Origin of the sequence: Paraburkholderia largidicola (assembly GCF_013426895.1) — a bacterium.
Lineage (GTDB): Bacteria > Pseudomonadota > Gammaproteobacteria > Burkholderiales > Burkholderiaceae > Paraburkholderia > Paraburkholderia largidicola.
Genome location: NZ_AP023174.1, coordinates 444,151 through 456,666 on the forward strand (window position 1 = coordinate 444,151; position 12,516 = coordinate 456,666).

Annotated in this window: 11 protein-coding genes; 6 read left to right on the plus strand and 5 right to left on the minus strand. The window is 62.5% G+C overall.

Annotated features, from left to right (window positions below; genetic code table 11):
- Positions 1 to 68: 68 nt before the first annotated feature.
- Entirely contained in the window at positions 69 to 1,019 is a 951-nt protein-coding gene (locus tag PPGU16_RS01975; RefSeq protein WP_180721474.1) for an alpha/beta hydrolase, read from the plus strand.
- Here PPGU16_RS01975 and PPGU16_RS01980 read toward each other — a convergent pair.
- Positions 989 to 1,831 (minus strand): EcsC family protein, encoded by an 843-nt coding sequence (locus PPGU16_RS01980; protein ID WP_180721475.1) that lies wholly within the window; start codon positions 1,829 to 1,831, stop codon positions 989 to 991. The two genes, PPGU16_RS01975 and PPGU16_RS01980, sit on opposite strands and share 31 nt — an antisense overlap.
- 141 nt (positions 1,832 to 1,972) lie before the next feature.
- Between PPGU16_RS01980 and PPGU16_RS01985 the strand changes: the two genes are divergently transcribed.
- Together PPGU16_RS01985 and PPGU16_RS01990 are read left to right on the plus strand one after the other, a co-directional pair.
- On the plus strand, positions 1,973 to 3,568 hold the full coding sequence (locus PPGU16_RS01985) for an MDR family MFS transporter (RefSeq protein WP_180721476.1): 1,596 nt from the start codon (positions 1,973 to 1,975) through the stop codon (positions 3,566 to 3,568).
- Between the two features lie 35 nt (positions 3,569 to 3,603).
- Positions 3,604 to 4,080, plus strand: coding sequence for a MarR family winged helix-turn-helix transcriptional regulator (locus PPGU16_RS01990; RefSeq protein WP_180721477.1), 477 nt, complete (start codon positions 3,604 to 3,606; stop codon positions 4,078 to 4,080).
- Positions 4,081 to 4,138: 58 nt separating this feature from the next.
- Here PPGU16_RS01990 and PPGU16_RS01995 read toward each other — a convergent pair whose 3' ends face one another.
- Positions 4,139 to 5,416 carry an amino acid deaminase gene (locus tag PPGU16_RS01995; protein WP_180721478.1) on the minus strand — a complete coding sequence of 426 codons (1,278 nt, stop codon included), beginning with the start codon at positions 5,414 to 5,416 and terminating at the stop codon, positions 4,139 to 4,141.
- A gap of 141 nt (positions 5,417 to 5,557) precedes the next feature.
- Here PPGU16_RS01995 and PPGU16_RS02000 point away from each other — a divergent pair, with 141 nt between their 5' ends.
- Genes PPGU16_RS02000 through PPGU16_RS02010 form a run of 3 tightly spaced genes read left to right on the plus strand, consistent with a single transcriptional unit; the run spans position 5,558 to position 8,378 of the window.
- Positions 5,558 to 6,448, plus strand: a complete 891-nt coding sequence (locus tag PPGU16_RS02000) for a MurR/RpiR family transcriptional regulator (protein ID WP_035986633.1) — start codon at positions 5,558 to 5,560, stop codon at positions 6,446 to 6,448.
- Positions 6,449 to 6,451: 3 nt separating this feature from the next.
- A complete protein-coding gene (locus PPGU16_RS02005) occupies positions 6,452 to 7,939 on the plus strand; it encodes an N-acyl-D-amino-acid deacylase family protein (protein WP_180721479.1) in 1,488 nt (495 codons plus the stop codon).
- A gap of 52 nt (positions 7,940 to 7,991) precedes the next feature.
- Positions 7,992 to 8,378 carry a RidA family protein gene (locus PPGU16_RS02010; protein ID WP_042306275.1) on the plus strand — a complete coding sequence of 129 codons (387 nt, stop codon included), beginning with the start codon at positions 7,992 to 7,994 and terminating at the stop codon, positions 8,376 to 8,378.
- A gap of 800 nt (positions 8,379 to 9,178) precedes the next feature.
- On the opposite strand, the gene queF is transcribed toward PPGU16_RS02010, so the two are convergent.
- The 3 genes from queF to ilvA are packed head-to-tail and all read right to left on the minus strand — an operon-like array spanning position 9,179 to position 12,438.
- Positions 9,179 to 10,003, minus strand: a complete 825-nt coding sequence (queF, locus tag PPGU16_RS02015; protein WP_180721480.1) for an NADPH-dependent 7-cyano-7-deazaguanine reductase QueF — start codon at positions 10,001 to 10,003, stop codon at positions 9,179 to 9,181.
- The gene (locus PPGU16_RS02020) at positions 10,000 to 10,902 is read right to left on the minus strand and encodes a 5'-nucleotidase (protein ID WP_180721481.1); all 903 of its coding nucleotides are present in this window, start codon (positions 10,900 to 10,902) and stop codon (positions 10,000 to 10,002) included. Before PPGU16_RS02020 ends, queF begins: the two co-directional genes overlap by 4 nt.
- Before the next feature lie 12 nt (positions 10,903 to 10,914).
- The gene (gene ilvA, locus PPGU16_RS02025; RefSeq protein ID WP_180721482.1) at positions 10,915 to 12,438 is read right to left on the minus strand and encodes a threonine ammonia-lyase, biosynthetic; all 1,524 of its coding nucleotides are present in this window, start codon (positions 12,436 to 12,438) and stop codon (positions 10,915 to 10,917) included.
- Positions 12,439 to 12,516: the final 78 nt, after the last annotated feature.

Sequence of the window (12,516 nt, forward strand, 5' to 3'; positions counted from 1 at the left end):
CGCCTTCGATTGAAGCGCGTCGAAAGCCACGTACCATGGCGATTCAACCCGCGATGGAGAGTGTCCCGATGAGTTGGCAAAGCGCCCTGGCATGCTGGTTCCTGCGCCGTCAGTTTCATCCGCAGACGCGGCATCCGACGATCAGCGCCGAACGCGCGCGCCGCATGACGGCGAAGCGCGCGTACACGCCGCGTGTGCCGTCGGGCTGGATGCTGGATGAACGCTATGGCGAGCAAGACTGGCCGCTGCGCGGCGAGTGGCTGACGCGCGTCGACGGCAGGCACGCGGCGACGATCCTCTATCTGCATGGCGGCGGCTATTACTTCTGCTCGCCGCAGACGCATCGCGCGGCGACCTTTGGTCTTGCCTCGCGCAGCGGCGCGCGAGTGTTCTCGCTCGATTACCGGCTCGCGCCCGAGCACCCGTTTCCCGCGGCACTCGACGATGCTTTGGCCGCGTACCGTCGCCTGCTCGAAGACGACACCAGGCCCGAGTCGATCGTAATCGCAGGCGATTCGGCGGGCGGCGGCCTCGCGCTCGCGACGCTCGTCGCGTTGCGCGATGCAGGCGAGCCGTTGCCGGCGGGCGCAATCCTGTTTTCGCCGTGGACCGATCTCGCGGCGACGGGCGCGTCGCTGCAAACCAATGACGGCATCGATCCGATGTTTCATGGCCCTTCCATCGCACGGGCTGCGAGGCTTTATCTCGCCGACACGCCGGCTACGCACCCATACGCATCGCCGCTCTACGCGGACCTGAAGGGCTTGCCGCCGCTCTTCATGCAGGTGAGCAGCACAGAAGTCCTGCTCGACGATTCGCGCCGCGTCGCGGACAAGGCGCGCACCGCGGGTGTCGATATCGACTTTGAGATCTGGCGCAAGATGCCACACGTGTGGCAGCTCTGGGCGCCGTTCATTCCCGAAGCGCGCCGTGCGCTCGATCTCGCCGCGCGCTTCGTCGTGCGGGTCACGAGCGGGCCGCGCGGCGTTCATCCGGCGAGCGAAAGGTCGATCGCCTGATACGCGGCCTGCACGGCGTCCGTGCCGTACTGGCGTTCGAGCCGGCGCACGGTGAAGTGGCCGTGCGCGACCTGCTGGAAGTGGTCGATGAACACGGTGTTGACCATCGCGCCGAGCACCGCGCCGATCGCCGGAATCGACTTCGCGGCAATCTGCTCGCTCACCTGCACCGAGAAACGCGCCGCGATCGTGTTCAACAGCCGCAACAGCGCCGCCGAGCCATGCGTAGTAAAACCCTTCGTCGCAATCTCCGACGACGCTTTCGACACCGCCTGGGCCAACGCGCCGCGCATGATGAAGTAGCCGTAGTCGGCGTCATCGTCGGCTTTCGACGTGCCGCCCATTCCTAGCACCGTCAGACATTGCAGTTGCGTATCGACGGAAGTCAGATCCTCGCCCTCGCTGCGCGCGATGTCGCAGATCGAGCGGAACATCAGGGTGGTCGTGACGGGCAACTCGACGGGCAGCGCAAACAGCCCGAATGCGCCGCCCGCTGCGCCCGTCGTCGCCACCGCGAACTTGTGCAGCAGGTTGCTCGGCCGGTCGCTGACGCCGAGCGGCGCGCCACCCATCGGACGCCCGAGCGTGCGCAGCGCGATCTGCAGGCATTTGCGCAGCGCAAGTTGCGTCGCGTCGTTGACCTTGTCGCTGGCAATCGCCGGCATGCGCGACATCAGCTTTTCCATCGGCGAGCCGACGATGCTGGCGAGCTTCATCGTCAGCGCCGGGCTTTCGAGCTCGTGTTTGGCGCGGCGCAGGGCGGTGAGATCGTCGGCGGAAAGCGGCGCGGCGGCGAGCATAGTGGGTTCCATGAATCTCCCTGAATCTCGGAATTTTTAGAAGCGTCGGATCAGACGACAGCGATGAAGGTCGCAATCGACGCACCCGGATTAGAGCCATTCAGCATGGTATGATTCCTTATCGTTGACTCGTCAACTGTTGTTCGATCAAAAATGGCCGTGCACACCGCCGCCCACCATTCGAGTGGGCAAGTTTTACCGTTCCGGGAGTCGCTGCTGGCGATGCTCGGCGTCTCATTCGTCTCGATGCTCGTCGCGCTCGACCAGACCGTGGTCGGCACCGCGCTGCCGACGATCGTCGCGGATCTCAAAGGCTTCGAACTGTACGCGTGGGTCGCGACGTCGTATCTGCTGACGTCGGTGATCACCGTGCCGATTTTCGGGCGCCTCGGCGACTACTACGGGCGCAAGCCGTTCGTGATCGCATCGATCATCGTGTTCACGGGCGCATCCGTGCTGTGCGGCGCGGCCAACAACATGCTGTTTCTGGTGATTGCGCGCGGGTTACAGGGCATCGGCGGCGGCATGCTGGTCGGCACCGCGTTCGCCTGTATCCCCGATCTCTTTCCCGACTCCGTGGTCCGGCTGCGCTGGCAGGTGCTGATGAGCTCGGCGTTCGGCATCGCGAATGCCATCGGTCCGTCGCTCGGCGGCTTTCTCACGCAGTACTACGGCTGGCGCTCGGTGTTCTACGTGAATCTGCCCGTCGGCCTGCTGTCGCTGTTTTTCGTCTGGCGTTATCTGCCGCATCTGCGGCATGTCGTCCACGAAGGCAAGATGCGGCTCGACTGGCCAGGCGCGTTGCTGATCGCGATGTCGCTCGGCAGCTTGCAGATGTTCGTCGAGTTGCTGCCGAAGCACGGTGTGACGGCTTCGGCGCTTGCGTTGCTGGTCGTGAGCGTCGCGTGCGCGATTGCGCTGTGGAAATGGGAAAAGCGCTTCCCGCAAGCGATTCTTCCCATCGATATGTTCCGCAACAAGAGTCTGTCCGCGCTGTTCGTGCTGGCCGTGCTCGGCGGTTTCGCGATGTTCTCGCTGCTGTTCTATGCGCCGCTGCTGTTCCAGGGCGGCTTCGGCATGACGCCGAACGAGGCTGGCCTCGTGATTACGCCGCTCGTCGTGTTCATCACGATTGGCAGTATTGCGAATGGGCGCATCGTGTCGCGCGTGCCGAATCCGAATGTGATGCTGTTCATCGGCTTTGCGCTGTTCGCGGCGGCGTCGCTCGGCGTGGTGATCGCGACGCGCTCGATGCCTCACTGGCTGCTGATGCTGTTCATGACCTTCGGCGGGCTCGGCCTCGGCTTCGTGCTGCCGAATCTCACCGTGTTCGCGCAGCAGACGGCAGGCCGCGAGCATCTCGGTATCGCGACGGCGTTGTTGCAGTCGCTGCGGATGATAGGCGGGATGATCGGCACCGCGCTGACGGGCACGCTCGTCACGCATATGTATGCGAGCGGCGTGCGTAGCGCGCTCGATGGCGATCAGGCGAGCCAATGGTTCGCCGATCTCGGCGATCCGCAAATCCTCGTGAACCGCGACGCGCAGCACACGCTTTTGAGCGAACTCGCGAAGGCAGGGCACAATGGCGCCGTGCTGCTGGAGTCGGCGCGCGAGTCGCTGGTGGGCGCGATCCATATCGGCCTGATGCTCGGCGCGCTGGTGTCGCTGTTCGCGATCTGGCAGAGCCGGCGCGTGCCGCCCGTCAAGCTGCGCAAGCAGATCGAGCCGGTCATCCACGCGGATTGACGGGAATGTCAGCGCTTTTGAATCGAAGATAGATCATGGAAGAACAGGACCGCGTCGCTATCCTGCATCAGTTTGGACGTACATACCGCGCATTCATGTCGGCGTTCGAAGGACGCGTCGGGCATCCGATGCCGCGCTGGCGCATTCTGCTTGCGTTGTACGAGCAGGCGGGCGAATCGTCGCAGAAGAAACTGGTCGAACGCTTGCGCATCGATCCGGGCGCGCTGACGCGACAGCTGAAGTCGCTCGAGGCGATGGGCTGGATTTCGCGCAGCATGGATGAGCGCGACAATCGCATCACGAATGTGAAGCTCACGGCGGAAGGCCACGCCGCGATCGAAGCGAGCCTGCCGAACCGCAATGCGTTCCTGCACGATACGATGGCCGCCTTGCCCGACGATGTGCTGGCTGGCCTGTCGAGCGCGCTGACGATGCTCGAGGCCCGCATCGGCGAAGTGGCTGCAACTTCGTCGTCCGCAACGGGCGAAGAGGCCGCTCAAGCCGGGCGATAAGCCGATAAAAAAACGGCGCTGTGTCGCGAGACGCAGCGCCGTTTCGATCGAAGAAGAATCAGAAAAACGTTTCGATCACTTCCGTCACGCGATACGACGGATCGACCACCAGCACCTGACGCCACTTGTCGAACGTCAGGCACGGATGCGAGATGTCGAACGCGATCATGTCGCCGACTTTCAGATCGGCGCCTGCGGGAATCCGCAGATAGGCGTGCTGATCCATCAAGCCGAAAATTTCCCAGCCTTCGTCGGCCGCGACGTCGCGCGGCGCCTGCGTGCCCGGACGATAGTGCTTCGCGGGTTCAGGGTAGCCAGCGTCGAATGCCGAGTCACGCTTGCCCAGGCCGATGATCGCGCGATCAGGCTCCGGAATGGACTGCACGTACGCCCACAGATGCAGCGCGGGCAACAGCCCTTCGCCCATGCGCTTTGCGACGGGATTGCGCTTGAAAATATCCGTTTGCGCCTTGCGATAGATGCCGACATCGTGCGTCAGGTAGCAGCCAGGGCGCAGCACGATCTCGATGCGGTCTTTGCGCGACGCCTTCGAGAACTCTTCCGCGACCACGTCGTACCATGCCGATCCCGCGCCCGACAGCACGGCCGGCGTGCGCGCGAAGCGGCCCTTGTCCGACAGTTCGAGCGTGAGCTTCACGGCGCTGCGCAGAAAGTCGCGCACTTCCTGTTCTTCCTTCAGCACGCCTTCATACAGTTCGATGCCCGCGAGCTTCAACGAATCCGGGTAACGCGCGATCGCATCGAGCACGGCATGGGTTTGTGCGTCATCGCGCACACCTGTACGGCCGCCCGGCACGCCGAGTTCGACCAGTACCTGCAACTGCTTCTTCACCGAGCCGAAGAACTTGCCGAGCTGATCGACGCCTTCGACGGAATCGACGAGACAGAAGAACTCGAAGTCCGGATCGCTGAGCAACTCCGCGATCATCAGCATGTTGCGCTTGCCGACCAGCTGGTTCGCCATCAACACGCGCGATACGCCGCCGTGATACGCGGCGCGCACCTGATGTGCCGTCGCCAACGTGATGCCCCACGCGCCCGTTTCGATCTGGCGGCGGAACAGTTGCGGCGCCATCGTGGTCTTGCCGTGCGGCGCGAGCTTCACGCCGTACTCGGCGACGAATGCCTGCATCCATTTCAGGTTGTGCTCGATGCGGTCCGCGTACAGGACGGCGGCGGGCAGACTCACGTCCTCGTCGAGCAGATTCCATTCGAGACGCGTTGCATCCGTCAGTTGGATGCTCGTCCCCGGCACGTTGCCCAAGCCCTTGCTATAAGGGTCGATCGTGGCTCCCTGATAGTTTGTAACTTTCATGTCATCCTGCTCCATCGGCCAGTTAAATCGAATCGAAGTTGACTTTCGTATGTTACCGAAAGTACGATGTTTGATGAAATGTTATTTAGTACCACGCGTGCGGCGAGCAATGTTACCGGCGGCGCGTGGCGCTTGCGAGCCATGAACTCCACCGCCGAACCCGTTGCTTTCGACATTGTCGCCCGCATTGCAGAATGCGCGCCTGAATTGCGCTCGGCCGAGCGCAAGGTCGCGGCGTTGATTCTCGACGATCTGACGGGCGCGTCGCGCGCGAGCATCGGCGCGTTGGCCGAGCGGGCGCAAGTGAGCGTTGCGACGGTGACGCGCTTCGCAAAGGCGGTCGGCTGTCGCGACGTGCGCGAACTCAAGCTGCGGCTCGCGCAGGCGGCCGCCGTCGGTCAGCGGTTCCTGCAGCCTGGCGCACAGGCAGACACGCCTGAGCCATTGGCGACGCGTGTGTTCGACGAGTTGCAGACGGCGCTCACGCACAACCATCAGTTGCTGTGTCAGGCGCCTGTCGCGCAGGCCGCGGCGGCGCTGCGCGAAGCCCGCATGATCTACGTGTTCGGCATGGGCGGCGGTTCGACGGCGCTGGCTGACGAAATGCGCTTTCGGCTCGTGCGACTGGGGCGGCCGGTTGCGACGTATCAGGACGGTTTGCTGCAGCGCATGGTTGCCTCGACGGTCTCGCGCGATACCGTGGTAATCGCGCTCTCCACGACCGGGCGCGTGCCGGAGATGGTCGACAGCTGCAAGATCGCGCGCAGCTATGGCGCGACGCTCATCACGGTGACGGCGCCCGCGTCGCCGCTCGCGAAGATGGCTGACTGGGTGATTCCCATCGTCGCGTTCGAAACCGACTTCATCTACAAGCCGTCGTCGTCGCGCTACGCGATGATGATGGCGCTCGACGTGCTCGTCACCGAACTGGCCGTGAGCCTCGGCGACGAGAGCCGCGAACTGCTGCGCCGCATGAAGCATGCGCTCGATGCGCATCGCGGCGGCGGCGACCGACAACCGCTAGGAGATTGATCCATGCATTCGCACCCCGAAGCCGCCGATACGCTGATCGTCGGCGCGCAACTGTACGACGGCACGGGCGCGCCGCCTGCCGAACGCGACGTCGCGTTGCGCAATGGCAAGATCGCCGCCATCGGCAATCTGTCGAACTGGCTGGCCGAAGAGGTGATCGAGGCGAACGGCCGCGCGCTTGCCCCGGGCTTCATCGACGTGCACACGCACGACGACACGCACGTGATCCGTTCTCCGCAAATGCTGCCGAAGATCACGCAGGGCGTGACGACGGTGATCGTCGGCAATTGCGGGATCAGCGCGTCGCCTGTGTCGCTCAAGGGCGATCCGCCCGACCCGATGAATCTGCTCGGCGCGCGCGATGCGTTCCAGTATCCGACGTTCGCCGCGTATGTCGATGCCGTGAATCAAGCGAAGCCTTCCGTGAATGTCGGCGCGCTGATTGGGCATACGGCGCTGCGCAACAACCATATGGACCGGCTCGACCGCGCGGCGACGCGCGAGGAAATCGACGGGATGCGCGCGCAGCTCGAAGAGGCGCTTGCTAACGGCGCGTTGGGTTTGAGTTCAGGGCTCGCGTATAGCTCCGCCTTCGCCGCGCCGACGGAAGAAGTGATGGCGCTCGCTGAGCCGCTCGCGGTGGCGGGTGCGTTGTACACGACGCACATGCGCACCGAGTTCGATGCGATTCTCGATGCGATGGACGAGGCGTACCGCATCGGCAAGCACGCGCGCGTGCCCGTCATCATCTCGCACCTGAAATGCGCGGGGCCGTCGAACTGGGGGCGCAGTGCGGAAGTGCTCGCGTCGCTGGAAGGCGCGCGGCAGTTTCATCCTGTCGGCTGCGACTGTTATCCGTACAACCGCAGTTCGTCGACGCTCGATCTGAAGCAGGTGACGGGCGATATCGACATCACGGTCACGTGGTCGACGCCGCATCCTGAGATGGCGGGGAAGCTGATCAAGGACATCGCCGCCGAGTGGGGTATCACGCAGCAGGAAGCGGGCAAGCGCCTGCAACCGGCGGGCGTCGTGTATCACAACATGTCCGAGGACGATGTGCGGCGCATTCTGTCGCATCCCGCGACGATGGTCGGCTCCGACGGCCTGCCGAACGATCCGCTGCCTCATCCGCGTTTGTGGGGCGCGTTTCCGCGCGTGCTGGGCCACTATGCGCGCGACCAGCAGCTGATTCCGCTGGAAGAAGCGATTCGCAAGATGACGAGCTTGTCGGCGCGGCGCTTCGGGTTGAAGGAGCGGGGCGAAGTGCATATCGGCTATCACGCCGATCTCGTGCTGTTCGACCCGGCGCGCGTGCGTGATGCGGCGACGTTTGAGAAGCCGCAGCAGGCGGCGGATGGTATCGACGCGGTGTGGGTGAATGGCGTGTTGTCGTATCTCGATGGCAAGCCGACGGGCGAGCGCGCGGGCAAGTTTGTGGCGCGTGGAGCGACGGCGGCGTCGCGGGCCGAACTCACGCAGGCATTTTGAATTTTTGCGTTCGCATTGGGTGCGGACGCGCTTACGTTACAGGAGTTGAACGATGAAGCGTTATGGCGTTGAAGGTGGCAAGGGAACGGGCGGTCAGGTGATGCCGTTTGCGCGTGCGGTCGAGGCGGATGGCTGGCTGTTCGTGTCGGGGCAGACGCCGATGGAAAACGGCGAAGTGATCAATGGCGGGATTGTCGAGCAGTCGCACAAGACCATTCAAAACGTGCTGGCGATTTTGACCGAGGCCGGGTATGGGCCTGAGCACGTCGTGCGGTGTGGGGTGTGGCTCGATGATCCGCGGGACTTTGCTTCTTTCAACAAGGTGTTCAAGGAGTACTTTGGGGCGAATCCGCCTGCGCGGGCATGTGTTGTGTCTTCGATGGTGATCGACTGTAAGGTTGAGGTTGATTGCGTTGCTTATAAGAAGCCTGCGGCTTAAGGTTTTTGGTTTTGCTGCGTAAGCGGTGTGGTTTGCTTGCTTTTGCTCTGGCATCCGCGTTTTGTTATTGGTGCTTCAAGCGTTGCCCCTGTGCGGGGCGGCACCTACTTTTCTTTGCCGCCGCAAAGAAAAGTAGGCAAAAGAAAGCGGCTCACACCGCCAGCCCGTGTTCATATCCACGGGCCCTCAACGTCCCCACACTTCACACGGCAGCGCACTGGTTTGCATTCGTTGCCAACGCTTTTAACGCGCGCCTCACCCGCTTCAAATTCGTGTGCACGGAACGGCGGCAGCGAACGGCGTGTGCCGCCCAGGTGGCAAACTCTGTGTAGGTTGTCGCGGCTTATGCGTTAGCGTTCTTACGGCGTTGGGCGCGTGCGCAATCGGTCCGGGGTGATGCGTGTGGAGCACCGAGGGCCTACACACAGTTTGCCACCTGGGCGGCAGTGGACTATCTGGCGCGGCATGCTGCAGTGCGGGTAAGTGAAGTGGGTGAGGCGCGCATTTAGAGCGCTGGCAACGGACGTGGGTCACGTGGTTGCCGTGTGAAGCGTAGGAACCTTTGGGGGCCCTCAGGCAAATACAAGAACTGGCGGTGTGAGCCGCTTTCTTTTGCCTACTTTTCTTTGCGGCGGCAAAGAAAAGTAGGTGCCGCCCCGCACAGGGGCGACGCGTGAAGCAAGCTAACGAATCGCGGATGCCAGCGAAAGCGAAAGCGAAAGCGCAAACGCAAATGCAAATGCCGTTACGCGGATGCCAGCGCAAAGCGCAAAAACCCCCAAGCGTCGCAGACAGAAAAACTACTGCCTTGCAGTCCGCAAATTATCCGGCATCGGCAGATTAAAGTTCGTGCGGAAAGGATTGATATCCAGCCCACCGCGCCGGGTATAGCGCGCATACACAGCCAGCTTCACAGGCTGACAAACCTTGAGCACATCGAGAAAGATCTTCTCGACACATTGCTCATGAAACCCCGTATGGTTTCGATAAGAAATAATGTACCGCAGCAAAGAGGCGTGATCGATCTGCGGCCCCACGTAGTGGATCTGAACAGAACCCCAATCAGGCTGCCCCGTCACGGGACAATTAGACTTCAAAAGATTGGAGAACAAGGTCTCCTCAGTGGGCGCCTCATCAAGCGCCGCCTTGAGCAACGAAGCATCCGGCAGATAAACATCCGTATCCAGATCGAGGCGGTCCAGCGAAGTCCCTTCAAACTCATCGAGTGCGAGCTTGGAAAACTCCGCCGGCGGATAAAGATGCAACGAAACAGATGACCCGCACGCAGCAGAAACGTCCCGCTTGATCGTGTCACGAACGGTCTCGATCGAATCGAACGCGGTCTGCGCAAATGACCCGAGATAAAGCTTAAAAGACTTCGACTCAACGATATTCGGCGAATCCGCCGGAACAAAGAAGGTCGCAATTGCAATCTGCGGCTTGCCGCGCGCATTGAGCCACGACAGCTCGTAAGCGTTCCAGATATCCGTGCCGAAAAACGGCAGCGTCGCGCCAACGCCTATCTGCTCGCGCGCATTCTTGCGCGCAATCGGAAAGAGCAGCGATGCATCGTACTGTTCGGTGTAGCTGGACGGTTTGCCCAGCGGTGATTGTTCGGGTGTCATGATGCGTTCACGATGCCACTCAGCACATGCCCGATCGCTGTCACGTCACGGGCCGATTCGCAGTGGCGAATTTGGTCGTCGAAGAAAAAGTCCGGCTCGAACTCGCGCAAAAACGCGCTCTTGTCGAGCCCGCCAAGAAACATCGCTTCGTCGATTTCGATGTTCCAGGCCATCAAGGTGCGTATCGCCCGCTCATGCGCAGGCGCCGAACGCGCCGTCACCAGCGCAGTGCGAATGTGCATCGGCGCGGCTTCGTCAGCCAGCGTCTGCAGTCGATGCAACGCTTTCAACAAAGGCTTCAAAGGTCCATCGGCAAGCGGCAAATCCTTGTTGTCGATCTCATGACCGACGAACGCGCCCAAGCCGTCCTTCTGAAACACGCGCTCTGCCTCGTCGGAAAACAGCACCGCGTCGCCGTCGAACGCAATGCGGATTTCGTCCGGATACTTGCTCGCCATTTTCGCCGATTCGGGCAACACGCGTGCAGCGGGAAATCCAGCGGCCAGCGCATCGCGCACGTCGTCCTGATTCGCCGACAGAAACAGCGACGCATTCAGCGGCTTCAGATACGCGAACGGTGCGCGGCCGCGTGTGAACACCCCGCGCTCGATCGCCAGCCCGTGCTCGCGGCATGAACTGAACGCGCGCAAGCCGCTGATGGGATCGCTGCGCGACAGAATCACGACTTCCACACAGTGCCCACCCGTATTCAGCGCAAGCAGCTTGCGAATCAGCGGAAACGCAACGCCCGGCTTGGCCGGCACGTTCAGACGCTCGCGCTGCAGCGCTTCGTAGTCGCGCAGATTGCCGTCCTCGTACACACGGTTCTCTTCCTCGAAATCAAACAGCGCGCGCGAGGAGATCGCCACTACCAGTTTGTCGTCGAGCGAAAAGGCCATACGCGTGCTTCGTTATCCGAGGAACAGTCGATACACCGGGTTCAACGTCTCTTCCCAATACGGATAGCCGAGCGTCGCAAGGAAGCGCGCGAATTCCGAATCTTCCGCCGACGGCACCTGAATGCCGACAAGGATCGAGCTGTAGTCCGCGCCCTGGTTCCGGTAATGGAAGAGGCTGATATTCCAGTTCGGCGCCATCGACGACAGGAACTTCATCAGCGCGCCGGGCCGTTCGGGAAACTCGAAGCGGAACAGGCGCTCGTCATGCGCGAGCGCAGACCGTCCGCCGACCATGTAACGAATATGCTGCTTCGACAGTTCGTCGCCCGTCAGATCGACGGTGGCGAAGTTGTGCGCCTCGAACGCGCCCTTGATCTGCGCGGACTCGCTGCGATTGCGGATCTGCACGCCGACAAAGATATGGGCCGACGCCGAATCCGCAATACGGTAGTTGAACTCGGTGACGCTGCGCGTGCCGACCAGTTCACAGAAACGCTTGAAGCTGCCGCGTTCTTCGGGAATCGTCACCGCGAACACGGCCTCGCGCGCCTCGCCGACTTCCGCGCGCTCCGCGACGAAGCGCATGCGGTCGAAGTTCATGTTCGCGCCGGACGTGATGGCGATCAGCGTCTGGTTTTCGATGCCTTCACGTTCCGCGTACTGCTTCGCGCCCGCGACGGCCAGCGAGCCGGCCGGCTCCAGCACGCTGCGGGTGTCCTGAAAGACGTCCTTGATCGCCGCGCACAGTGCGTCGGTGTCGACGGTCAGCACTTCGTCGAGATATTCCTGGCACAGGCGGAACGTCTCTTCGCCGACCAGCTTGACGGCCGTACCGTCCGAAAACAGGCCGACTTCGTTCAGCGTCACGCGCTTGCCCGCCTTCAGCGATTGCGCCATCGCGCACGAATCGTCCGTCTGAACGCCGATCACCTTGATCTCCGGGCGCACCGATTTCACGTACGCCGCGATGCCCGCCGCGAGACCGCCGCCGCCGATGGGAACGAAGATCGCGTGAATGGGCGCCTGATGCTGGCTCAGCACTTCCATTGCGACCGTGCCCTGGCCGGCGATCACGTATTCGTCGTCGAACGGATGGACGAAGGTGAGGCCGTGTTGTTCCTGCAGTTTGACGGCGTGCGCGTAGGCGTCGCTGAACGATTCGCCCGACTGCACGACTTCGACGGTCGGGCCACCATGTGTGCGCACGGCATCGACCTTCACCTGCGGCGTCGTCACGGGAACGACGATGATCGCCTTCACGCCCATGCGGGCCGCCGACAACGCGACGCCTTGTGCATGGTTGCCCGCCGAAGCCGTAATCACGCCGCGCGCGAGGGCGTCGGCGGGAATGTGCGCCATCTTGTTGTAGGCGCCGCGCAGCTTGAACGAGAAGACGGGTTGATTGTCTTCGCGCTTCAGGTAAATCGGGTTGCGCAGCCGTGCGGACAGATTCCGCGCATGTTCGAGTTCGGTCTCACGCGCGACGTCGTAGACGCGGGCGGTGAGGATTTTCTTCAGGTAGTCGTGGGAAGCCATGCGGGTGACGCGCGATGCGCTATTTCGGACGGGAAAGGATCAATGATAGCGCCAACCGTCTGTCCGGACGCGGCTGAT